The sequence below is a fragment of the Bacteroidota bacterium genome (genome assembly GCA_016194975.1).
Lineage (GTDB): Bacteria > Bacteroidota > Bacteroidia > Palsa-965 > Palsa-965.
Map to the genome: position 1 here is coordinate 44,991 of JACQAM010000004.1, position 23,952 is coordinate 68,942.

Annotated in this window: 19 protein-coding genes and 2 pseudogenes; 3 read left to right on the forward strand and 18 right to left on the reverse strand. The window is 42.7% G+C overall.

Translation table 11 applies throughout. The features are described from left to right. Positions 1-9: 9 nt before the first annotated feature. Complete coding sequence (locus tag HY064_02180) at positions 10-360, reverse strand: NADH-quinone oxidoreductase subunit A (GenBank protein ID MBI3509442.1); 351 nt, start codon at positions 358-360, stop codon at positions 10-12. A gap of 159 nt (positions 361-519) precedes the next feature. On the opposite strand from HY064_02180, the gene HY064_02185 reads away from it, so the two are divergent. Genes HY064_02185 through HY064_02195 form a run of 3 tightly spaced genes read left to right on the forward strand, consistent with a single transcriptional unit; the run spans position 520 to position 3,801 of the window. Next, positions 520-867 (forward strand): 4Fe-4S dicluster domain-containing protein, encoded by a 348-nt coding sequence (locus tag HY064_02185; GenBank protein MBI3509443.1) that lies wholly within the window; start codon positions 520-522, stop codon positions 865-867. A gap of 17 nt (positions 868-884) precedes the next feature. Continuing rightward, positions 885-2,765, forward strand: coding sequence for a 2-oxoacid:acceptor oxidoreductase subunit alpha (locus HY064_02190; GenBank protein MBI3509444.1), 1,881 nt, complete (start codon positions 885-887; stop codon positions 2,763-2,765). A 1-nt stretch (position 2,766) separates the two neighbouring features. Beyond that, the gene (locus tag HY064_02195; GenBank protein ID MBI3509445.1) at positions 2,767-3,801 is read left to right on the forward strand and encodes a 2-oxoacid:ferredoxin oxidoreductase subunit beta; all 1,035 of its coding nucleotides are present in this window, start codon (positions 2,767-2,769) and stop codon (positions 3,799-3,801) included. Between the two features lie 62 nt (positions 3,802-3,863). Here the strand turns inward: HY064_02195 and HY064_02200 are convergent, their stop codons facing one another. The 17 genes and pseudogenes from HY064_02200 to HY064_02280 all read right to left on the reverse strand — a co-directional run bounded on the left by HY064_02200 (position 3,864) and on the right by HY064_02280 (position 23,932). Continuing rightward, positions 3,864-5,228 carry a hypothetical protein gene (locus HY064_02200; protein ID MBI3509446.1) on the reverse strand — a complete coding sequence of 455 codons (1,365 nt, stop codon included), beginning with the start codon at positions 5,226-5,228 and terminating at the stop codon, positions 3,864-3,866. Between the two features lie 55 nt (positions 5,229-5,283). Continuing rightward, positions 5,284-5,769 carry an RNA polymerase sigma factor gene (locus HY064_02205; GenBank protein MBI3509447.1) on the reverse strand — a complete coding sequence of 162 codons (486 nt, stop codon included), beginning with the start codon at positions 5,767-5,769 and terminating at the stop codon, positions 5,284-5,286. A 356-nt stretch (positions 5,770-6,125) separates the two neighbouring features. Beyond that, positions 6,126-6,608, reverse strand: a complete 483-nt coding sequence (locus HY064_02210) for a hypothetical protein (protein MBI3509448.1) — start codon at positions 6,606-6,608, stop codon at positions 6,126-6,128. Between the two features lie 206 nt (positions 6,609-6,814). Then, a complete protein-coding gene (locus HY064_02215; GenBank protein ID MBI3509449.1) occupies positions 6,815-7,045 on the reverse strand; it encodes a type II toxin-antitoxin system HicA family toxin in 231 nt (76 codons plus the stop codon). A 3-nt stretch (positions 7,046-7,048) separates the two neighbouring features. Continuing rightward, entirely contained in the window at positions 7,049-7,303 is a 255-nt protein-coding gene (locus tag HY064_02220) for a type II toxin-antitoxin system HicB family antitoxin (GenBank protein ID MBI3509450.1), read from the reverse strand. Between the two features lie 64 nt (positions 7,304-7,367). Beyond that, entirely contained in the window at positions 7,368-7,526 is a 159-nt protein-coding gene (locus HY064_02225) for a hypothetical protein (protein MBI3509451.1), read from the reverse strand. Beyond that, positions 7,510-8,886: an insulinase family protein gene (locus tag HY064_02230; protein ID MBI3509452.1), complete on the reverse strand. Its 1,377-nt coding sequence runs from the start codon at positions 8,884-8,886 to the stop codon at positions 7,510-7,512. The genes HY064_02225 and HY064_02230 overlap by 17 nt, the downstream gene beginning before the upstream one ends. A 12-nt stretch (positions 8,887-8,898) precedes the next feature. Further along, positions 8,899-11,106 carry a SpoIIE family protein phosphatase gene (locus HY064_02235; protein ID MBI3509453.1) on the reverse strand — a complete coding sequence of 736 codons (2,208 nt, stop codon included), beginning with the start codon at positions 11,104-11,106 and terminating at the stop codon, positions 8,899-8,901. A gap of 117 nt (positions 11,107-11,223) precedes the next feature. Further along, complete coding sequence (locus tag HY064_02240; protein MBI3509454.1) at positions 11,224-12,561, reverse strand: insulinase family protein; 1,338 nt, start codon at positions 12,559-12,561, stop codon at positions 11,224-11,226. 48 nt (positions 12,562-12,609) lie between these two features. Beyond that, positions 12,610-15,102, reverse strand: coding sequence for a carboxypeptidase-like regulatory domain-containing protein (locus HY064_02245; GenBank protein MBI3509455.1), 2,493 nt, complete (start codon positions 15,100-15,102; stop codon positions 12,610-12,612). A 132-nt stretch (positions 15,103-15,234) separates the two neighbouring features. Beyond that, on the reverse strand, positions 15,235-16,158 hold the full coding sequence (locus HY064_02250) for a tryptophan 2,3-dioxygenase (GenBank protein ID MBI3509456.1): 924 nt from the start codon (positions 16,156-16,158) through the stop codon (positions 15,235-15,237). 180 nt (positions 16,159-16,338) lie between these two features. Continuing rightward, a complete protein-coding gene (locus tag HY064_02255) occupies positions 16,339-17,124 on the reverse strand; it encodes a DUF3108 domain-containing protein (GenBank protein MBI3509457.1) in 786 nt (261 codons plus the stop codon). Positions 17,125-17,174: 50 nt separating this feature from the next. Continuing rightward, complete coding sequence (locus HY064_02260) at positions 17,175-18,680, reverse strand: T9SS type A sorting domain-containing protein (GenBank protein ID MBI3509458.1); 1,506 nt, start codon at positions 18,678-18,680, stop codon at positions 17,175-17,177. A 12-nt stretch (positions 18,681-18,692) separates the two neighbouring features. Further along, entirely contained in the window at positions 18,693-20,162 is a 1,470-nt protein-coding gene (locus HY064_02265) for a T9SS type A sorting domain-containing protein (GenBank protein ID MBI3509459.1), read from the reverse strand. Between the two features lie 215 nt (positions 20,163-20,377). Then, positions 20,378-21,529 (reverse strand): class I tRNA ligase family protein, encoded by a 1,152-nt coding sequence (locus HY064_02270; GenBank protein MBI3509460.1) that lies wholly within the window; start codon positions 21,527-21,529, stop codon positions 20,378-20,380. Beyond that, positions 21,506-21,781 (reverse strand): annotated as a pseudogene (locus tag HY064_02275) (hypothetical protein). The gene HY064_02270 and the pseudogene HY064_02275 overlap by 24 nt, the downstream one beginning before the upstream one ends. A 528-nt stretch (positions 21,782-22,309) precedes the next feature. Further along, a pseudogene (locus HY064_02280) lies at positions 22,310-23,932 on the reverse strand (leucine--tRNA ligase). Positions 23,933-23,952: the final 20 nt, after the last annotated feature.

A 23,952-nucleotide genomic window follows, 5' to 3' on the forward strand; every position in this document is an offset into this window, starting at 1 on the left:
TACACAAAATTACATCCATTTCAAAGCACCTTTTTTCCAAGCGTACAAAAGTCCGAGAAAAAGAATGGCAATGAAAATAATTATTTCAACGAAAGCAGTCATCCCGATATGTTTTACCACAACAGCCCAGGGATACATGTAAATCATTTCCACATCGAACACCAGGAATATCAGCGCAAAAAGATAATACCCCACATTGAACTGTATCCAATTGGTTCCCGTGGGTTCAATTCCGCACTCGTAAGCTTCTCCTTTTACCACATTCTTCGACGACTTAGCCAAAACTTTCGACAAAAGAATTCCACCGCCTGCGAATGCAATTCCGCAAAGAATTAAAAGAATAAGTGACCCTGCTCCCATAAAATTTTTAATGTACTGATTGGTGGTACAAAGAACGGAAATACCTGTTTTGATAAACAAATATGCACAGGAAAAAGTGCAACAAATATTACTTTTTAATAACTAACTTCGTATACTTTTACAGCAAAATCTTTTCTTCCATTTAAAAAAAACATAGTTATGGCGATCAAAATCACAGAAGAATGCATCAATTGCGGAGCGTGTGAGCCGGAATGTCCGAATGGTGCAATTTATGAACCCGGTGCAAACTGGCAGTTTTCTTATAAAACTGAACTCACCGGTAATTTCACTGCAAAAAGTGGCCTCACTGCAGATGCGAATTCAGAACAACCTGCCGTTTCTGCCGATTTTTATTACATCATTACTGATAAGTGTACAGAGTGCGTTGGATTTCACGACGAACCTCAGTGTGCTTCCGTTTGCCCTGTAGATTGTTGTCTTCCTGACGAGGCACACGTAGAATCGAAAGATGAGTTGTTGGAAAAGAAAGCGTCATTACATCCTTAAGTAATTCAAAAAAAATTATGGACACCTTGGAAAAAAAATCCGAAAAAGTCGTTCAGACAAGAGAAGCTGAAAATGTGGTTGTTCGATTTTCCGGTGACTCCGGCGATGGAATGCAACTTACCGGAACTCAATTCACAGATACTTCTGCCTTTCTCGGGCAAGACCTGAGTACGTTTCCAGAATTCCCTGCGGAAATCCGCGCCCCTATCGGTACGGTCGCAGGCGTATCCGGATTCCAGGTGAATTTCGGAAGTAAGGAAATTTATACGCCCGGCGATATGTATGATGTGCTGGTGGCAATGAATTCCGCTGCGCTCAAAACTGATATTCATAAACTGAAAAAAGGCGGGATCCTCATTGCTAATACAGCAGGATTTGACAAGAAGAATCTCAACCTCGCGCATTATCCAGAAGGAGTAAATCCGCTTGAAGACGGTTCGACAGATGATTTTATCGTTTACAAAATTGACGTCACCAAATTCACCAAGGAAGCACTCGCCGGAAGCGGATTGAGCAATAAAGAAATTGAGCGTTCGAAAAATATGTTCGTGCTCGGACTTCTTTTCTGGATGTTCGACAAATCGATGGATTACACGATCGGTTTCATCAAGGAGAAATTCGGAAAGAAACCTGATATCATGAATGCGAATATCACCGCGTTGAAATCGGGATGGAATTTCGGAGACAATACTGAAATTTTCACGACACGATTCAAAGTTGATGTTGCAAAACTTCCTGCCGGTGTTTATCGCCAGATCACAGGAAATCACGCAACAGCTATTGGATTGATCTGCGCAGCAGAAAAAGCCGGCATTCAATTATTTCTCGGATCATATCCTATCACACCTGCGTCCGATATCCTGCATGAACTTTCAAAATACCGCGGAAACGGAGTGAAAACTTTCCAGGCGGAAGATGAAATCGCAGCAATATGTTCAGCGATCGGCGCTTCTTATGCAGGTGCGCTTGGTGTGACAACTTCTTCGGGCCCCGGCATTGCGCTCAAAGGAGAAGCAATGGGATTAGCCGTAATAACTGAAACTCCAATTGTTGTTATCAATGTGCAACGCGGCGGACCATCAACAGGTTTACCAACGAAAACAGAACAGTCGGATCTTATGCAAGCGATCTATGGCCGTCACGGAGAATCTCCGATGCCTGTTATTTCCGCTTCTTCTCCTGCCGATTGTTTCCAGGCAGTATATGAAGCAGCTAAAGTTGCATTGGAACACATGACGCCGGTAATTTTTCTGAGTGATGGTTATGTTGCAAATGGATCTGAGCCGTGGAAATTCCCAAGCGCAGATTCTTTAATGCCGATCGATTGCAAATTCGTTACAGAAAATAATAATCCCGGCGGAACATTTCTTCCTTACAAACGCGACGACAGATTTGTTCGTCCGCGCACGAAGCCAGGAACTCCCGGCCTGCAGCATCGCATTGGCGGACTCGAGAAACAGGATGAGACCGGAAACGTTTCTTATGATTCGAAAAATCACGAGAAGATGACGCACCTGCGCGCGAAGAAAGTGGAACGCATCGCCGATTTTATTCCCGCTGCGAAAGTAGATTCCGGAAAAGAGAAAGCGAAGATCTGTGTTCTCGGATGGGGATCGACATATGGCGCGATCAAAACTGCTGTGATGGAATTACTCGAAGAAGGGCATGATGTGGCGCACGTTCATCTTCGCTGGGTAAATCCGTTCCCGAAAAATCTCGGTGAATTGCTGAAAGGATTTGATAAAGTACTTGTGCCTGAAATGAACATGGGACAACTTTGTTCATTAGTGCGCGCAAAATATCTTATTCCCGCAATGAATTACAGCAAAGTGCAGGGATTGCCATTTGCAGTGGATGAATTAAAAGCTAAGATCATTGAAACTCTAAATAGCAAATAAGATGAGCGATATCAATACCACAGTACCGAAAAAAACAGCAAAGGATTTTGCTTCTGACCAGGATGTGAAGTGGTGCCCCGGTTGCGGCGACTATGCGATCCTCAGCCAGGTGCAGAAAATATTTCCCGACCTCGATGTGAAACAGGAAAATTTCGTTTTCATTTCCGGTATCGGCTGTTCTTCGCGCTTCACCTATTACATGAATACCTATGGCTTTCATAGTATTCACGGACGTGCAGCAGCAGTAGCATCGGGAGTAAAAGCAACAAATCCTGAATTGGATGTGTGGCTCATCTCTGGCGACGGAGATTCTATTTCCATTGGAGGAAATCACTTCATTCATTTATTGCGCAGGAATTTCAACATTAAATATCTCCTGTTCAATAACCAGATCTACGGACTTACCAAAGGACAGTATTCTCCATTATCAGAAAAAGGAAAAAATACAAAATCCACTCCGTACGGATCTGTTGACGAACCATTCAATCCGCTCGAACTTGCGCTCGGCGCAAAAGCAACGTTCGTTGCACGGTCAATGGATCGCGACACAAAACATCAGCAGGTACTTTACAAACGCGCGCATGAACATAAGGGAACTGCTTTTGTAGAGATCTACCAGAATTGCCCGGTGTTCAATGATGAAGCTTTTTCTCCTTACACAGAAAAAGAAACCAAAGCGGAAGAATGTATTTTCGTTGAACATGGCAAACCGATGATCTTCGGAAAAAATAATGAGAAAGGAATTAAACTCGACGGACTGAAACCGGTGATCGTTGATATTTCCAATGGCGCTTCAGCAAATGATCTCTGGATTCACGATGAGCGCGATAAAACAAAAGCAATGATTCTCGCCGGCCTGTTCGATGATGTTTCATTGCAGCCGCACAATCCGCGTCCATTCGGCGTATTCTATGTTGAAGATCGTCCTACTTACGAAGATGATCTTACCGCGCAGATCAATGCGGTAACAGCTAAAAAAGGAAAATTGCCACTCGATAAAATTCTTGCCGGCGACAAAACCTGGATCATCGCATAGAACAGAATTTATTTTTTTTGAAAACCTGCTTTTACCGGCAGGTTTTTTTATTCATCCGCACATTAATTTCTGTTCAGCAACACATCATATTTCCCCACGGTAAAAACTGTTCCGTCATCATTCTTCGCAAGGTGCACATTGGCGCCTGTTGCGTACGACACGCGGTCGAGCGCACTGCTCGTGAGATCGAAACCCGTAACATCTCCGGTAGTCGTCTTGTCTTTTTTATTCATCGCATAAAGATCGTCGTGATCCTGGTCGTCGTTGGTTTCATTATTTGAACGGCGATCTAGTTTATTTTTTACCCAGCGCATCGCGTATTGTCCGACTGAAATATCATTGGAAGCGGGCGCCGCATTCGGATGAATATTTTGCCGCGGCGCGTCATAATAAACGCCCGAATAATCGGCGTAATAATTTTTCACAGGAATTTCATTCAGCACATTGCCGGAATAACGCGGAGAAATTTCAGCAAAAACAATTTTCTCTTTATTATCATTCGCCGAAATATTTTTCACAAGGATACGATCTGAATTTTTCGGATGAATCGTATTCCCAACGGCGATCTGCGAATTGTTCGAAGGAGAATGGATGCCCGGCGCAACAACAGAATCTTTTTTGAGTACTGAAGGATTTGAGTGATGATCCCCGTTCTTCGCGATCACGTTTGTTTTTCCCGGAGCAGTTTCATTCTGCATTCTGCTCCACACAAAAAATCCAACGAGCAACACGATCATTGCCGCTGCTGCAAAACTCACTTCTCTCCACCACACAAATCCACCGCGATCACGCTCATTTTTCTTCAGCGAATTTTTATTTGCGAAAATAATTTTTTCATCGGCAACAAGTTTCGTCGCGAGGAATTTTTCATTCCCCGCACGCGCCTGCGGATGCGCACTCACATACGCGCTGAAAGCAGCAAGTTCTGCCATGGAGAGTTCTTGATCCATCGCCAGCACAGCATACTCATCGAAATTTACTTCTGTAATGAGCAGGGATTTCTTCAACGCATTCTTCCATTCTAAGCTGAGCGAAGCCGAAGCGTCTTTTTCGGGAATGAGAATAGTTTTCTTCAGCAACTCCATTTCACCCTGCAGGTGCGGATTTTTTTCCAGGAACAAATTCACCTGCGCAACTCCATCCGTGTTCAATTCTCCTTCGAGAAAAGCAACGAACCATTGCTGGTAATTGGTTTCTGACACCGCGTCTTCGCTCGATGCCGGCACTTCTTTCTTCAGCGCATCCTTGCCTTCAAATTTTATTTTGTTGTCGTTGTCGAAATAAACATCTTCATAACTGTCAAAAATTTCTTTCAGATCGGGATTCATCACGAGAAACGCAAACATTTCCTCCACTCCTTCTTTCGAAAGATTTCCCTCGTAATAATCGAGGAACCATGCTTCACAATTTTCGCGCGTTATTTTCATTTTTCCAGCGCCGCCCCCTCGGTCCCCCAAAGGGGGAAGGCCAGCGCGCATTTTTTTAGACTACTTTTTCTATCGATCCAATATAATTTTTCAAAAACGTCCTCGCCCGGAAAATATAAACTTTCACTTGCGATTCTGTCAATCCTGTTATTTCTCCTATTTCATCGTACGCGTATCCTTCGTAATCACGGAGCAGCACTACAGACTTTTGTATTTCCGGCAATTTGTTCAACGCTTCATTCAGAATTTCTTTCAGGTCGCTGTACTGTTTGTTGTGCGACACCGCTATCATCGGCACTTCATCCATCGTTCCCTGGCGTTTATCTTTTCGTATGTAATCGATCATCGTTCTGTATGCAGTGGTGAACATGTACGACTTCGCATTTTTCGATTCGGTTTCCGAAACTTTCATCCACAATTTTTCATACGTGTCCTGTACTATGTCCTGCGCCTTTTCTTTATCCTTCACATTTTTCAATATGAAACGATACAGGTTGTCAGAATAAAGATCGACGCAGCGGTTATATTCTTCTACGGTCATTGGCAGCTTGGCTTGAAGTAACGTTGCACTTCACTCCCTTGGTGTAGTCATAAGACGGAGAACTACACAGGTAGTTACAGCTAAATTACTTTAAATCACAATGGGTTGAAGGCCAATTTGGAGGAGCGGCACCCCGGTGCATCAAATTACCACCTGTCCCGTCATCTGGTCGGCGGAGCTCCCGCCTGCCGGGGCTATGAAAGTTGGTCAGTGTTTCAAAAGTCCTTTTACTTGGGGAACCTTGAAGTCTCTTTGAGAAAAAATACTTCTGTTTTTTTTATTATTGACTATAGAATCAAATACATAATATTATTAAATAAGATGCTAATTATCGAATTACACTGCAGTCTTTTCAATCATAGATATTTCATATCGCCAAGCTTCTTATCGTAATTCATTTTAATTTCCCTTTCCAAGATATCTTTTTGCTTTACCAGTTCCGTTTTTTTATCCTCGAGATCCTTCAATATTTTTTCCTTCCGAAGTTTTATTTCTCCGCCATCCTTATTAAGATCTATTAAACTCATTTCTACAATTATTGAAACTATCTTATTATCAAGAGGAGCAATCTTTTTTCGTAACTCGGCATTATACTCTCGTTGTATTTCTTGCTTGATCTTATATTTTTTATCGAAAATTCCCCTAACTCCTTTTCCAAGATCATCTAAGGTATCAGGAGTTGCTATAACGTTGCCTTTTCCTCCGAGAATAGAATCTTTTGTTTTAATAGAAGTTCCAGAAATTTTGGAAATCAAAGCTGGCAAAATACCGAAAACAACTATAAGGAAAATGACCAGAAGGAAAATTGCGCCTGCGCCGCTAAGAAAACTGGATTCCAAAATTCGCATATGACATTGCTATTTTCTTCTAATATACAATTATCTCTCAGCTTTCATAAATCCAAAACTTTAAACAGCTCCATCTGTAATTTGTAATCACGTAATCTGTAATTAATTTATTGATCAACCTCCAAATCCGTCAACGCCATCTTCTTCAATCCCGAAATTTTTCCAAGAACATCCGTTAGTCAAAATTATTCGATCACTCACAATATCTTCAGAAATTCTTCGAGTTCCATCTGAAGATCTTCGCGGATTATTTTTCTCAGAAGTCCTTTGGGAATCGCATCATTTTTGTGAACAGGAATGGTGGTTACTCTTCCGTCAGGATGCGACATTCTATGATGTGATCCGTTAACTCTGATCACGGAAAAGCCATGCCGTTGTAAAACTTTGATGAGATTCTTTCCCGAAATAGCTGGCAAATGTGTTCCCATAAATTAACTTGCCTTCACTTCGATCTCGCGGAAACCAACAAAACGGTTTATTGGAATAATGCTCTTGCCCTTTTTCTTTGGCTTCACTTCGTCAATACACATCTCCACCACTTCCCTTATATTTTCCAACGCCTCATCAATTGTTTTGCCGTAAGTGTGACATCCTTTAAAGAGCGGACAAGACACGATGAAGAATCCATCCTCATCTACTTCGACGATAAGTGGGATATGCATTTTTTCTCTTGCGTTCCTTTTCATAATTCTAAAGATACAAAATAAGGAGAAACGAATTGTGAAGAGGAGTTTTCAATTATCTTCTCTTTCAAAATCCCCAATGAGAAAGAGAAACAAATACGATTCCTCCGTCGTGTTTCTTTATTCCACCGGCAACGAACATTTTCTTCCTGCATCCTTCCGCAAACAAATTCCATACACCACGGTTGCTGAATGGAAGAAGTTCCCCATTATTGATCCTTCTCAATATCCGTCAACGCCATCTTCTGCAATCCGGAAATTTTCGCGAGCTGATCTGCAAGATCTGTTGCATCACCGGCGATCATCAGCTTGTAACAATCGGGCGTAAAATATTTTTTGATCGCTTTGTTCACCGTTGCAAGATCGATCGCGTCGAGATCTGCCAAATAATTTTTCCGTTTCTCATAATCTTTGTACACCCACGGATTGATGAGCGATGCCATTGAAGAGGGTTCTTCCACATTAAGAATATCGGTCTTCATCATGTTCCTGAATTTTTTCAGCTCGGCATCAGTCGCGCCATTTTTGAAAAGATTGCTCAGCACCGTATCGTATGCCATTATCGTGTTGTACGTCACTTCATTTCTTATCTGCGTTTTCGCACGGAAAATTCCGTCGTTCTGTGTTTCGGAATACGTGCTGTAAATTCCATAGGTGAATCCTTTTTTCTCGCGGATATCTTTTCCGAGACGATCAGAAAAAATTGCATTCGCCAGGCGGAACGCCAGCATATCTTTGCTTCCCGCATCGGGCGCACGCTTGAACCATTCGAGGCAGGCCTGCTTCGCTCCTTCTTTCGGAATGAATGCAAACTCTTTTGTTTTGATCGGTGGAATATCATACGACGAACCATTCACTTCTCCGTAAGCAGCATTCCATTTTCCGAAATACTGTTCGATCAGTTTTTTCACCAGTTCCTGGTCTGTCTTTCCGGTCACGACCAATTTTGTATTTCCCGGAGTATAATTGAAAGAATAAAATTCTTTGATCTGGGAAATTCCTTCTTTTGAATATTGTGTTTCATAAAAATGCCTTCCGAGCGGATGGGCAATTCCGTACGTGAAATAATTTCCATACATGTCTGCCAGCGCGCCTATATCCATCTTCGACGGTTTGTTCTGCGAAATGGTAAAACCTTTTTCTTCATCCACATCGGCCTGCGGAAAAGAAGGATGCAAAAGCACGGCGGATAAAAGTTTCATTCCGTCTTCAAGATTTTCATTGAGAAATTCTCCGTTCACTTCCGTAAAATTCTCATTGGCTGACGCTGAAATATTCGCATCCATTCGGTACATCAAACGATCTTCATCAATGCGCGAATACTGGTCATTGCCCATCAGCAAAGAAGTCGCTGTGAGTTCGGCGAGTCCCTGTTGGCCGGGCGTTTCACTTTTCTTTCCCACGTTGATGAAGAAAGTAAGATCCGTAACGGGCAATGAACCGTAAGGCGCAAAAATCACTTCGAGTCCGTTCGGAAGTTTGTAGCGCGTTATTTCCGGGAAAGGATTTTTCTGAATGGATCCTGCAGAAAGCAGGAAGATCATTGCCGGAATAACAGCAAGCCGGAGAGAAAATAATTTTTTCATGTTCATTTGTTTTCAGGTTTTAATTCCGATCACTAAAATATCATCCACTTGTTCCACGTCACCTTTCCAGTTTTCGATGAACGTGTCGAGGAACGATCGTTGTTCTGTCATTGTTTTTCCGGCGAGCGATAGAATGATCTCGCGGAAACGTTTGGTCATTAATTTTTTTTCTGTTTTGCTGAACTGGTCGGCATAACCATCGCTGAAAATGTAAACAGTGTCTCCCGGATTCATGATCACATCGTGTCCTTCAAATTCCTGCTCATCATCGGTCATTCCTCCAATGGGAGCTTTCGTTGCTTTTATTTCTTCCAGCTCTCCGTTCTTTCTTACGATCCACAGCGGGCGATTGGCACCGGAATAATTCAGTGTATTTTTTTCTTTCGACAAAGCACAGAGTGCAATATCCATTCCGTCATTCACATCGAGTGATGTGGCATTATTTTTCTGCGCTGCATTTTCCGACTGGCGGAGAACTTTTTTTATCCCACGATTAACCTGCTTAAGAATTCCCGAAGAATTTCCGTTCATCTCCACTGCTTCATGTAATTTTTCAGAAGCGAGCATGCTCATGAACGCGCCGGGAACTCCATGACCTGTGCAATCAGCTGCTGCAAAAAATATTTTTTCTTTTGTTTCTGCAAGCCAGTAAAAATCGCCGCTCACAATATCTTTTGGTTTGAACAGGATGAAAGAATCGGGCAACGCTTTATTCCATATTTCTGCAGCGGGCAACATGGCTTCCTGAATCCGTTTTGCATAATGAATACTGTCGCGGATATCTTTGTAAACTTCCTGCAGTTTCTCACTTTTTTCCTCGATCTCTTTTTTCTGTTGCACCACTTCGGCAGTGCGTTCGGTTACCTGCGATTCGAGAATTTCATTCTGCGATTCGAGAATTTTTTTCTTTTCCTGTTCCTGCGCAATTGTTTTTGCAGAAAGTTCTTTTACCTGTACCATCTGCAATTCCAATCCTTTATTCGTCCGTGCGAACTGTCGTGCGAGATAAATAGACATGGAAACAGAAATACTCAGCACCGATGAGCCGAGCATGATCTGCACGATCAGTCCTAACGTGCTTGTTAAAGCGAAGGAAATGTTGCCGCCTTTAAGCAAAACAAAACTGATCACAACACACAAAATAGGAAACAGCACAGCAATAATCACACCTGTTCCGATCACCCACGCGCCATCTGTTTTCCTGATGATTCCGCGGATCACCACTCGAATACATTCTACCCCGGCAAAAAAGAAAATAAATACCATAAGAAATCCGGCGAGTTCCGATGACATCAGTCGCAGGATCATTGCCACAAAACAGAGGCCGGTAAACACCCAGAAAATTTTAGGAATCTTCTCATAGAAAATCGAGTAAAGAAAACCTGTGAGCGAGATCAGCATTAATAATAAAACTATTGAACCTGTATTATCGGCCGTTGCCTCTCCTGAATTCAGATTGTAGATTTTTATTGCAGTGGATAAACAGATCCAGAACATGCAGAGTGAAAAAGCGCTGTAGTAAAGATTGGATCTGTTCTTGCGATAGAAGATGTAGAGAAATGTGTGCAGGAAACAAAGCGCCGCAAAAAATCCGAGCAGGAAACCGAATAAGTGCCCCATCATCATGGCGGTGTTCAATTCAGCGATCCGCGTTTCTTTCCAGTCGGCGATCTTGCAACTGAATCCGTTCAGAGAAATATCACCTAATTTATTCTCCTTTTTTTCCGACAAGTGCCAGGATGAATAGCGAACGGCAAGAAGATGCTCTTTGTTTTTTCCAAGATTCACCATTACCGGTTCCGTTCCTTTTGAGTGGTAAACTTTTTCTTCCGAAATATTATCACCTGGAATTCCGAATTGCTGAATGAGATTTCCATCGAGATAAACATCCGCACTGCCTATCATCACCATCACCAGCGCAATGGGCTTGCCCATCATGGAAGTATCCACTGTGAAATGCAAACGAAACCATCCATTGCCTTTGAATAATTTTGCAGGCGGAGAAACCATCGTCGGCAATGACGATACCGCAGCGGTCCAATCGCTGTCATCGTATTCCGGTTGCGACCACGCAGGTTCATCGCCCGGAAAAAATTTCCATCCCTTATCAAGTAACATTCCCTGCGTCACTTCACCCACATTCATGTTAGCATGCACATCCTGCGCGAACGTGCGCACAGACGAGAGAAGGAACAACAGGAGAAATATTTTCTTTTTCAATTTCCGGGAATTAATACAGCACGTTATTATTTTTGATGGAGTGGTTATTCGTATTCGTAATTTTCGTTTTACTTCGTAGTTCGTAATTCGTGAGTTTCGTAGTTCGTACAATAGAATTTACTCCGTCGGTTTAATATTGATCAGGTCCACGTGATCGGGCGAAAAATAAAGTGCAGCCACGCGTTTGATGTCATCCTGTGTAACGGCTTTGTAACTATCCACCATCGTGTCGGCTTTATGATAATCGTGAAAATAATATTCCGCCATTCCGAGATCGTCAGCAATTCCCGCAGCAGAATACGCCGACATGATTTTCGCCGCATTCATATTCGAAATAAAATCGTCCACTTTATCCTGCGGCAATCCATTTGCGATCACTGAATCCATTTCTGCACGGATCGTTTTTTTCACTTTTATATTTCCCGGCATAGGCGGCATGAACACATCAAACTGCGTCATGGACGGATACAAACTCATCGGTTCATTCGCCTGTATGACCGCATACGCGAGGTGATCTTTTTTCACAAGGCGTTCGTTGAGAATGGAATTTTCATCTGTAAAAAAAAGTGACATCAGCATATCGTAAGCGAAATAATCCTTATCGCCGGCAGCAGGTTGTGGAAATGCATAACAATAATCCTGCAGCGGATAATTCAGATCCATGTCGGTGATCTTCACATGAAAATTCATCAGGTCGGGAGAAGGGCCCGGAACTGTTAGTGGAAGTTGTTTTGTGATCACGCCGAAATATTTTTTTGCCATTGCAAAAACTTCTTCATGATTCACATCGCCGCTAACAATTACAAATGCATTGTTCGGCGAATAATATTTATTGTAAAAATCCATGCATTGCGGCGCGGTAAAATTCACGATCTCGTCGAGATGGCCGATCACATCATACTGGTAAGGATGTCCGTCCGGATACAAAGCTTCGTAACGATCCTGCGACATTTTCTGGTACCAGTTACTCATTCCATTCCGGTATTCTTCTCCCACCACTTGCCGTTCCGTATTTAAAATTTCCTGAGTCACATGCAGATTCGCCATACGATCGGCTTCCAGCATAAGCGACATATCCACAGCAGAAACAGGAACATATTCATGATAAACTGTTCTGTCGAAAGTGGTGTACGCATTCCAGTCGGCGCCCACGCTGTCGAATTTTTCCAGCAATTGTTCGCCGGTAACATTGGTTGTTCCTCGAAACATCATGTGTTCAAACATGTGTGCCATTCCGCGAATGCCGGCTTTTTCATCTTTGCTTCCCACGCGGTACCACACTTCCACTTCTGCAAAACCGTTTCCCGCCTGCCCGGCAGACAAGCCCGGTTTTTCACACACGATCACTTTCAAACCGTTCGGTAGTTGTGTATCGAAGGTGGGATAGATGTAGGCATTCGCAAAAAGCGGCAGTAAAAACAGAGGCAGTTGCAGTACTAATTTTTTGTTTTTCATTTTTGAATTATTTAATCGTTGAATTATTTTTTTGCCAATGAAGAATTTTCAATTCAATCTCACGCCAATTCTCATTCCGGCGCTCACTTTTGCATTCTGCATATAGCCCAGCGCAAAATCGACGCGGATGAGCCCGAGTTTATCGGCACCGAAATATAATTCATAATACGAAGGAACTTTATCGGTAACAAGATAATTCACGCCGATCACTTCAGAAAGATGAAGGCGCTTCACAAATGGAATTTTGTCGAAGATGAATCCACCGAAATGATTTTCAGCATGCGCTTCGAGGTACCAGTTGCTGGTGGAATAAGTATAATAATCGAGCAACTGGAAACTTTGTTGCGGAAATGTGGACCAGATCGTTCTGTTGCCAACGAAATGATAGTAATCCATGAAGGGTAAATATTTTTTTGTAAGAAATTTTCCTGCGCCAATGTAGTAATTGAATTTTCCGAAAAGTTTAAGGTTCACTTCGTCGCGCACACTCACTTTCACAAAATCATAATCGGTTTTACTTCCGAACACGCCGGGAATTCCGCGTTTGTACTGGATGCCGAAGGTAGGATACTTCGAACCGAGAATTATTTTTTCATTCGGCCGTGTGTAATACTTCTGTTTGTATCGGAATGTCATCTGGATATTAATATCGCAGGAGCGATGCGCATCGAATGCGGAAGAAAGTTCATTGTCGGGATGAAGCGGATCGTTGGAAGTGAAATGACGATTCGCCAGCACATTTTCTTCCTTCCACGGATTTTTCATCAGTGAATACGGATCCCAGTAATCATACGAAGTATTGTAAAGCGGTTTGCGATCGGCGTATTCAATTTCGGAAGTGAGCATCACTCCATTGGTTACTTCCGTATGCCAGTTCACATTCACATAATCTTTCGAATACAGCTTCATGTAATTTTCTTTTTCGAGTAAAGTGTAAAGTGTATTCACAAAAACAGGTATCGGATCTTTCGTGCTGAATTGTGTAGCGGCGCTTCCACCCGCGAGCGTGATGCGCGCGAAACGCACGGGCTTGTACAGGTACGAGCATTCCGCATCCGCGTAAATTTTTTTATCGGCGCAGCCGTAGGAAAAAGAAGGATCAATGTTTAGCCATTTATTATTATCCCAATCCTTGAAAAAATTCATGTCTGTTCCAATGCGCACGCCCTGCACGGTGTTGTAGCTCACTGCGCGTACGAGAGGAGAAACACTTAAGCTGTAGTGATGGTAGCGTTTCGAAAAAGCATAACCGGCAAAAAGAATATCCGTCACCTTCGGGCGATTCTGTTTGCGGTCCACCGAATCGAGATACGCTTTTGAATTCCGGATATTGAAGAGCGAATCGCGCTTGTGATAATCACGCGCCTCCTCATCCGTAAGCGGAACCGGGCGTGTTTGTACCCAATAAGCGGAATCTTTTTTATTCGCTTCATCATCCACATGCATCTCTTCGTTACTGAAATATTTTTTCGGAAAATCGGGATCAATGATGTAGTTGCTGTTCACGCCCACGAAAAATCCATTTCCTTTCAATCCCATGAATCCGAAATTGAAAGTGAATTTATTCATGAACACCATCCACACATCTTTCTCAATGGGAACGAAGGTCTGGTTGATCATGAGTGTATCCACGAAATCGATCTGCGCATCTTTCGTGAGAAATAATTCCGTTTCATAAATGCGCCAGGAATTTTCGGCGATGTAAATGTATCCGCGGAAACAGGGATCTGTTTTTCTTTTAGGGATCACTTCTATTTTATTGATGATGGAATCATTTTCAATGATCGTTCCCACCATCCGGTATTTATAAAACAGCATCGCATCAGCGGCAATAGGAGAAACAAAACCTCGTTCGCTGAGATCTTCAATCTCGATGAGATTTTCGTAAAAATTAAAAAGCATATCGGAAGCGCGGTTGTAGCTGAATGCTTTATTATCGCCACTCACTTTCGATGAGATCATTTCTTCTTTAATGTGATCAGTGCGTTTGAAATTGAATTTCGAAACCGATTCCGAGAGATAAACTATTCCCGAAACAGAATCGATATCGCCATCCACATCCACTTCCATTCCCATAATTTTATCGGGATGTTCAGTCACACGTTGCAACCCTTTGATGTAAACATCACAGGAAAAAGCATCCACTTGTTCGAGATAATATTTTCTTTTTTTAATCGCATTCCGGATCACTGCGTAAGCGGGATCTTCTCCATCAGTAACCACGGCTTCTTTCAGCGTAACAGAATTCGCACTGAGTTGCACGTCGAGTGATTTATTTGCAGTCGTGAGATCGACATCAAATTGTTTCTGGTTGTAACCGATGACCTGGAAGATGACGGTATATTTTCCCGGATCAAGATCGAGTGAATAAAATCCTTTGTCGTTGCTGGTGGTTCCTTTGGAAGTTCCCTTCACATAAATGGCTCCGTAGGGCAGCGGTTCTCCTTTTGTATCGGTGAGTTTTCCGCTGAGTGTGAATGCAAAAATATTTCCCGGAAGAAAAAACAGAAAAATAAAAATGCAGAAAATACAGCGCAACATGGGAAGAGTGTGTGAATGAAAGACGTTGCGTAAGCGGGGCAGTTGCTTTGCACAACGAGGTACTCTTACAAATGTAGGAAATGAAAAGCGGCCTCGCACAATGATAATGGGCTATGAAAAGAAAAAATCTTTTCAGAAATTTCCCCAGTTCTTCAGCTCATCAGTAGTCCACAATTCCGGGAAAAATATTCGGCGTTGATGCGAAGGATGCAGGTATTTTTTCCATTCACTTCCACCGGTTGCCGGTTTCACGAGCCCGCCTGATTCGAGGTAATGCTCGGCAGTTTTCAAATGAGCCAGCGGCCACACCACGTTGTAAGTATGATCGAAATCGCGTAACGCTTTTTCGAGCGATTTCTTTTCTCCATTCATCGCAAGAAATTTCCGGTACACATTCCGGTTCTTCATTTTCTCTGCCGTGAACTTGAGCGCATTTTCATATTTTTCTTCGAAGAGAATCAGCGTCTGTGTTTTTTCGCCGGTTTTCCGGTCGAGTCCTGCGTCTTTCCAATACAATTCTCCAAAAATTTTATCAAGATCAGAATCATTCTCTATTTTATTCTTCACACGATGATTCAACAACAATAAAATATCGGTACACATCAGTTCTATGAAACGGAACTGTACACTCTGGAATCCGCTTGCGGGCGCGAGTGCGAGACGGAATTCATTGTACTGATCGTAATCCATTCCTTCACGCATCACGCTGAAAGAAGCAGTTAGAATTCCGGCATAACGATTCACACGTTCGATCTTCGTCTGAAAAAAATCCATTGTGATCTCCTCTGCATTCACCACCTGCTCGAGCTCATGCACAATGAGTTTTAAAATAAGTTCCGTCACCTGGTGATACATGATGAAAATAGTTTCATCGGGATAATCCGTGCGCGGGCGCTGCAGCGACAATAAAGTTTCGAGCTGAACGTAATCCCAGTACGTAACGGGTTTCTGATAAGAAAATCCTTTCAGGAAAGATCCCGCATCCTGTCCGAGTGCTTCGTACTTCTCTTCAATTTTCTTTAACGTGTCGAGGTGTTCTTTCTTGAAATCGGTCATTGGAATTTTATTAAACGATTTCAAAATACGGAAATAAGATGGTCAATGGCAAATGATAATTATCAGGGAGTACGAAATACGAAATCCTGAATTAATTCGGGAAAAAATCTATTGGGGAACACAGATTTTGTATTCATCTGTATTACGTAACTTTTAGTAGCATTTTCGTATTTCGTACTCTTATTTCACCATGTTCAGCGAGGAATACAATCCGCTGGTGGACATCAGATCAAGTTTGATGGAGCCAACGAGAATTTCTCCTTCTGCGCGCACGGGAACATGATCGCTGTCGTCGCTGATCCAGAGCCGGAGATCGTCTTCGCTTTTAAACACGCGCCCCTTCTGAACGACCGGACAAAATTTAAGACAATTGATCTGGCCGAGATCGGAGTCGATGGATTCTTTGCCGAGATATTTTATTTTGAGATCCCAAATTTCATCGTCAATAAAAGTTTTCACTTCGAAGAGATCTCCTTTTTTCGCTTTTGAAAAATCCATAGTACGCGCATAATAAAATGCAGAAAGCATATCCTGGATATATTTCGGAACGGTGAGCGATTTCCCATTGGAATTTACTTTTCCGCCGTTGTGATCATAGGTTTGATTCTGTTTGATCTTGAATCCGCCTTCATCCACATTGCGCAGAAAAAGCCACGGCATGAGCGCATCTTCATCCATATACGATTCATAACGATCACGCACTTTGAAAAACCAATCGAATCCGCCTTTGGATTCACCCGTTCCGACAACGTGAAGTGTATGACGATCGTTGATGACTTTATCATCGTAATTCACATTGAGTATCGCTTCACCGGCATTTACTGCGCCGTAATGCACGCGATATTTCAATTCTTCACCGCGCTTGAAAGCGATGTTGGAAATTTTACGATACGTAGTTGCGTCCTGTGCATTTGAAATGCAGGGAAACAATCCGAAGAGTAGCGGGAAAATGAGGATGCGTTTCATGATTCAATAGCGTTTGATGGTATAACTTCAAACCCTGTGCCATCGTGTTTTCAATGGGCGAATTTCAGAACAATTTGCTGCCCGTTTATCACTCCTTTAAAGATATACAATCCTGCCGGGAGTTCGTTTACAGGCACTTGTATAACGTTCCCATTGGCAGAAAAAATACCTTCGTTTAATAAGCGGCCGCTTAAATCAGTTATCTGGTACGATATCGCCGCATTCACAGGAAAACCAAAATCGATATTCAGAATGTCAATCGCCGGATCGGGCCACGCTTTAGCATGAATAAAATTAATTTCTTTTTCACCCAGGATCACCGACCAGTCGTTGGGAGTTCCCCATGTTTCTGTTCCTTTTGAAAAATAAAGTAAATAATAATCGAGAAAACAAGTTGCAGATCCATCGTGCCCTGCCACTTGTCCTACACCATCTGCAAATGTCATATCGATCCCGTCACACATATCAGGATACACAGTAAAATCAAAACAATGATCGGCAGAATTATATCCCCATCCCCACGCGCGGTCCGCGAATTCTTTTTGCATCCGGCCGTTGTACAAAGAATTATTGTAAGGAAAATCAGGATATTTCCATTCGAAAAATCCGGCAGCAGTATCCGGCGGGTTCACCAATTCGATGGGTTGATCAGGAAAATAATTCAGGCTGTCGAGCTGCGATAAAATGTAAGTGACATTCACCGCTTGATTCATGTGCTGGCCCTGGATGACGTTCCCCATCTTCCTGCAATAATTTTCATTGAATGTGTAAGTGATCGTATCGTTGTTGGCAGAAATATTTTTTGCAATAACAACTCGCGTGTACCATTGATCCAAATTCGGAAATTGTGTAGCATCTGTATTACTTGCGATAAGAAAATCAAACTGGTCGCCGATGTTGAAATTAAAAATATCCGCAGCCGTCACAATTCTAATTCCTTCCTGCGGATTGGTCATTCCTGCGAGACGATACGCATTTGTGTCATTGGGAAAATCGCGCCAGTTGTAACCGAGGATCATTCCATGATCTTTTGCCGACTGAATATATTTTCCGTTGAAGAGCGATGCGATCGGATTTCCGGCAGCATCACGCAATTGCAGTTGCATTGTTTTTACAGAATCGGGAACGCCGATAATATTCTGCTGCGCAACAGAAATAATATTTCCGTGAAGCGTGTCGCCATTCTGGAATGGAACAATGAATCCGTCCTGTCCATTGGCCGCCGAAGGAAAAAACCAGATGCTGTCGCCGGCTGAACTTACAAAACAGGTTTTTCCGTTGCTCAACTGAAAAATATTTTTTCCTGCCCAGCCGGTGTCGCTTATGTAAAGACAACCCATGGAAAGAAAATTGGCAATATCGCGCCGGTAATCGGTGTAGCAGGTAAAATTTCCCAGTGTGAAAGAGGTATCGGGCCGAATGGACTGAACATGATATTGCGTGGAATAATCATGCAGGAGAAAGAATGCAGTTCTACCGGGAACATAAGCATTGTAATTCTGCGCAGAAATGCAGATGGAAACGAACAGGAAAATGAAGAGTAAATTTTTTTTCATGCGAATGAATTTTCATTTCACAAAACGAAGCGTTGTTTTTCCCTGCGAGTTGATGATCGTAATAAAATAAGTTCCATTTGCCAGTGTAGAAATATCAAGCGGAAAATTATTTCCCGGAACAATTCCTGTTGCTACTCTTTCACCGAAAACATTTTCAAGTTCATAAATAGAATTTGTTGTACTTCCGTCGAAAGAAATATTGATCACACCGGTTGCAGGAACAGGATATACATGAATATTATTTTTATGAATTGAAATTTCATTGGTTCCGAGCAGCACGCTCCAGTCGAAAGGTGTTCCCCATTGTTCAGGATTTTTCTGAAACCAGTTCATGTCTTCGTGATAACACCACGTTGGATCATCATTCGTTATTTTAATGAGGCCAAGTCCGGCAGCGTAGGTGCTCTCTTCGGAAACGCACAATCCAACCGGATAATAAACGCACGTGTCAGTGGAATTTCCGAAATAATACGGATCAACTCTTTTTTTCAATCTCGAATGATAAGTGGTGTCAATGTATTGCAGCGCATAACCGGCGCCGGAGAATGGAGTGAACAACGGAGAATACGTGAGTGAATCGATGTAATCCTTTAGCGAAACGATTACATATTGTGTAACGGTATCGTGAATGAAAGTAATGGTGCTGTCGTAATTGGGCGTGTACTGGTAAAATTTCTCAAGGTGCATTTCATCAAATTTGTAAATGGTGGTATCGGAATTTGCACTGATGTATTTTGAGATCACTTTCCACTCTTTGTAATCGTTGAAGGAACCCGACATCATCTGGTTCCATCCGCCGGTCCACTGAAAATCATCACCAACATTGAAATTGTAAATGAAATCGTGCGTGAGTGCCGGCGTGCCCGCTGCGTTCATACCCGCGAGCGTGAATTCTGTAACGTCATTGGGGAAATCGAGCGTGGTGTAGAATTTTGCCAGCCCGTGATCTTTACTCAGCCATATTTCGTTCCCATTGAAAATATTATTGATGTTGTTTCCCGATGAATTCTTTGCCTGCAGGGAAATAATTTTTACACTGTCCATCGCGGTGACCACATTCTGAAAAGAAATAGAACTCAGTGTCGCCTCCAGGTAATCTCCATTTGGAAAATTGAAAAGATGCCAGGCGTCGCCGACCGATGCATTTCTTTTAACCAGTATCGTATCATTCCCCGCATTGAAAAAGAGAAGATCTCCATTGTTCCGCAAAACCACTTTATCTGCAACGACATTCGTGTCGTGCGTACTCGCGCAATACATATTCGTGTAATCAAACGTGCGGTAATTCCGGTAAATGGTATCTGTTCCCTGCGTGTACATCGTATCTGCCCGGAACATGTGGTAATACGTAGGTGTGGAATTGAAATTGTAAATGATCCCCCGCTGGTAAACGCTCGTCTGCGAAAAAACAAAAGGAGAATAATTCTGTGCAGAAAGATGTACGCAGAAAAAAATAAATAACAGGGCGAAACTTTTTCTCATAGGGTTTGATCAGAATAAAAGTAACAACTGGTAAGTGAAACAGAAAGGTAAACGAAAAAGCTCTTACGTGTTCAGATTAGGGGAGCGGAATGCGGAAAGTGCGGACATGCGAAATTCTAATAGTGCGTTGGTTATTGCGAGCCGGAATTTATTCGGGAGAAGCAATCTTGCGGGAAGGTTTCTTCAGCAGATCCGCACCTTCCGCATTCCTTTCCCTATAGAACTATATTCACGATCCTCTTCGGTACCACAATAACTTTTTTCGGTGTTTTTCCTTCGAGCCATTTCTTCGCTTCTTCGCTCGAGAGAATTTCTTTTTCAATTTCCGCAGGCGCGAGCGCAAGAGAAATACTGAAATTGAAACGCACTTTTCCGTTGATCTGTACAGGATAATTGAACGAATCATCCACGAGATATTTTTCATCGATCTTCGGGAATGCCGCGATCGTCACGCTTGTTTTGTTTCCAAGTTGTTCCCACAATTCTTCAGCGATATGCGGCGCGAATGGAGAAAGAGCGATGACAAGCGGCTCAAGAATTCCACGCTTGCTGCATTTCAGTTCCATCAACTCATTCACGCAGATCATGAACTGGCTCACGCAAGTGTTGAATGAATATCGTTCGATGTCTTCGCGGATTTTCTTCAACGTGCGATGCAAAACTTTTAGTTCAGCTTCGGTGGGATCCGAATTTTGAACTTTGAATTTTGAATTTTGAATTTCATCCTGCCTGTTTTCTTCGTAGAACATTCTCCAGAAACGTTTCAGGAATCCATGCACGCCGGTAATTCCATTGGTGTTCCAGGGTTTCGATTGTTCAAGCGGACCGAGAAACATTTCATACATGCGGAGGGTGTCGGCGCCGTAGGAATCGCAAATAGAATCGGGTGTGACAACATTATACTTAGACTTCGACATTTTTTCGACTTCACGTGAACAAATATATTTTCCATCTTCCTCAAGAATATACTCTAACACTTCATTAATACCTTGAAGTGAAGGCCAACTACTTCTCCACTTTGTGTATTCCTCCGTATTAAGTTCATCCTTTTCCAAAATAAATTTTATATCGACGTGTCGAAACAATATTGAATTCTCGAAATTATTTGCATCGTAAATCAATTCATAATGTACGTTTCTAATTAGTGAACTCCATTCTGAACTTTGCTTCTTCAAAAAAACCAAATCATAAATATGTAGCATTTGTGCCCTAACTTGTTCATCACCGTTTAGGAAGCGTTCTGCTTTTTGTTTCGAAATAATGAACACTGTCTTTGAATTAAATTTGGGTAACACTGTTTTGCCAAGTGGCTTAACCCAAATAAATGGAGCCCAAATCTGAGTAAATGCACTGACCCCCTGAATCATCCCCTGGTTGATTAGCTTCTGCGCCGGCTCTTCGAACGGAATAATTCCGCGGTCGAATAAAAACTTCGTCCAGAAGCGCACATAGAGTAAATGTCCGGTTGCGTGTTCTGTTCCGCCTATGTAGAGATCCACATTCTTCCAGTAGTTCACGGCATCTTTCGAAACGAGTTCTTTTTCATTGTGCGGATCCATGTAGCGGAGAAAATACCAGCTGCTGCCGGCCCATCCGGGCATGGTGGTGGTTTCCAGCGGGAGTTTTTCGGCTTGTATGCTGACCCCACCTAAATCCTCCCCGGTGGGGAGGACTTCCCTCGTGGCCAAGGCCTTGATTACCTTTTCTACTACAGCGGAAGAATTTTTTGTGACTTCGTCGTTCTGAAAACGAATTACTTCGTAGCCCAATTGATTCAGAACAAAAGTTCGAACGTCGTCATATTCCTTCTGCTCTGGAGAATCATGATAACCGCCATCAACTTCAATCACAAGTTTTTTATCAAGACAAACAAAATCAACAATGAAGGTTTCAATAGCGTGTTGTCTCCTTATTTTAAATCCAGTATTCTTATTGCGTAATTCTTGCCACAAAATATTTTCTGCCTCGGTTTGATTCTTTCTCAGGTCACGGGCTCGTTCCTTCAGCAACTTCCATTTTTCGGGCGAAGCAGTAAAAATTTCGCGATAGCGATTCTCAGTCACTGTTTTCTTCACAGTTCCTTCACGCGCCAGCGTACCCCCCTCTCCAGCTTGCCCTGAGCCTGTCGAAGGGGAGAAGGGCCGGGGTTGAGGTGAATACACCCAATCCTCCGCTCGTGCCAACGGCGGTTCCCCACTTTCTGTCGGCAAATATTTATCTACTTGCGGAAGCACAAGCGGAAGATCTTTTTCATCCACCGGCTTCGGAATTCCATTTTCATAATAGATCGGAATAGGTTCTCCCCAATAGCGTTGTCTTCCGAAAGCGGCATCGCGCAAACGATAATTCACTTTTCCTTTCCCGATATTTCTTTTTTCAATTTCAGTAATTATTTTTTTCATCGCATCTTTCACTTCCATCCCATTCAGAAAATCGGAATTGATGCATTTCGTGTCTTTCGAATCGTAACTCTCTTTCGAGAAATCCCATCCAGCAGGACCTTCGATCACTTGTGCGATCTTCAAACCGAAATGTTTTGCAAAAGAAAAATCGCGCGAGTCGTGCGCGGGAACCCCCATCACCGCGCCTGTTCCGTATCCCGCAAGCACGTAGTCGCCTATCCACACGGGAACTTTTTCATTGGAGAAAGGATGAATGACGTAAGCGCCCGTAAAAACTCCGGTTACTTTTTTCACATCGGCCATGCGCTCGCGTTCACTGCGGTTCTTGGCCATCGTAACATATTCATCAACGGTTTTTTTATTTTCAGGCGTTGTGATCTGCGAAACCAATTCATGTTCCGGCGCAAGCGTAACGAAAGTCACACCGAAAATTGTATCAGGACGCGTAGTGAAAACCTCAATATCAAATCTTGAATCTTGAATCTTGAATCGAAGCGAAGTTCCTTCGCTTCGTCCAATCCAGTTCCGCTGCGCTTCTTTCATCGATTCCGTCCAGTCGAGTGCATCAAGATCTTTCAGTAATCGATCGGCGTAAGAAGTGATGCGCATACTCCATTGCGGCATTCGTTTTCTTTCCACAGGATATCCGCCCCGCTCGGAAACTCCGTCTTTCACTTCATCATTCGCCAGCACTGTTCCCATTGCCGGACACCAGTTCACCCACGCTTCACCGAGATAAGCCAAACGGAAATTCATCAGCACATCCGACTTTTCTTTTTCAGAAAAATTTTTCCACTGATCTGCTGTGAAAGATTTCAGATCATTTTCAATATCAACATTTGTCAGTTCGAGCGAAGTCGAGAACCCTTCTTTCTCAAAAATGGAAATGAGTGTTTCAATATTTTCTGCGCGATCCGTTTTTTTATTGTACCACGATTTGAATATCTGCAGGAATATCCACTGCGTCCATTTGTAATAATCAGGATTACTCGTCCACACTTCACGGTCCCAGTCGAACGAGAAACCGATCTTATCCATCTGCTCTTTGTATCGTTTAATATTTTCTCTCGTGGTTTTATCCGGATGCTGCCCGGTTTGTATCGCGTATTGTTCTGCCGGCAATCCGAACGAATCGAATCCCATTGGGTGAAGCACATTGTATCCGCACAATCTTTTGTAGCGCGAAACAATATCACTCGCAATATATCCGAGCGGATGTCCCACATGCAATCCCGCACCCGAGGGATAAGGAAACATGTCGAGCGCATAATATTTCGGTTTCGCAGAATTATTTTCCACGCAATACGTTTTCCGTTCTTTCCATAGCTGTTGCCACTTTTTTTCAATATCGCGGAAATTGTATTCCATAATTTTTGCCAATGAAAATG

Bases quoted from the DNA above. Each gene is read 5' to 3' on its own strand.
- HY064_02180 (MBI3509442.1), bottom strand. From the start codon at position 360: ATGGGAGCAGGGTCACTTATTCTTTTAATTCTTTGCGGAATTGCATTC.
- HY064_02185 (MBI3509443.1), top strand. From the start codon at position 520: ATGGCGATCAAAATCACAGAAGAATGCATCAATTGCGGAGCGTGTGAG.
- HY064_02190 (MBI3509444.1), top strand. From the start codon at position 885: ATGGACACCTTGGAAAAAAAATCCGAAAAAGTCGTTCAGACAAGAGAA.
- HY064_02195 (MBI3509445.1), top strand. From the start codon at position 2,767: ATGAGCGATATCAATACCACAGTACCGAAAAAAACAGCAAAGGATTTT.
- HY064_02200 (MBI3509446.1), bottom strand. From the start codon at position 5,228: ATGAAAATAACGCGCGAAAATTGTGAAGCATGGTTCCTCGATTATTAC.
- HY064_02205 (MBI3509447.1), bottom strand. From the start codon at position 5,769: ATGACCGTAGAAGAATATAACCGCTGCGTCGATCTTTATTCTGACAAC.
- HY064_02215 (MBI3509449.1), bottom strand. From the start codon at position 7,045: ATGGGAACACATTTGCCAGCTATTTCGGGAAAGAATCTCATCAAAGTT.
- HY064_02220 (MBI3509450.1), bottom strand. From the start codon at position 7,303: ATGAAAAGGAACGCAAGAGAAAAAATGCATATCCCACTTATCGTCGAA.
- HY064_02230 (MBI3509452.1), bottom strand. From the start codon at position 8,886: ATGAAAAAATTATTTTCTCTCCGGCTTGCTGTTATTCCGGCAATGATC.
- HY064_02240 (MBI3509454.1), bottom strand. From the start codon at position 12,561: ATGAAAAACAAAAAATTAGTACTGCAACTGCCTCTGTTTTTACTGCCG.
- HY064_02245 (MBI3509455.1), bottom strand. From the start codon at position 15,102: ATGTTGCGCTGTATTTTCTGCATTTTTATTTTTCTGTTTTTTCTTCCG.
- HY064_02250 (MBI3509456.1), bottom strand. From the start codon at position 16,158: ATGACCGATTTCAAGAAAGAACACCTCGACACGTTAAAGAAAATTGAA.
- HY064_02255 (MBI3509457.1), bottom strand. From the start codon at position 17,124: ATGAAACGCATCCTCATTTTCCCGCTACTCTTCGGATTGTTTCCCTGC.
- HY064_02260 (MBI3509458.1), bottom strand. From the start codon at position 18,680: ATGAAAAAAAATTTACTCTTCATTTTCCTGTTCGTTTCCATCTGCATT.
- HY064_02265 (MBI3509459.1), bottom strand. From the start codon at position 20,162: ATGAGAAAAAGTTTCGCCCTGTTATTTATTTTTTTCTGCGTACATCTT.
- HY064_02270 (MBI3509460.1), bottom strand. From the start codon at position 21,529: ATGATTCAGGGGGTCAGTGCATTTACTCAGATTTGGGCTCCATTTATT.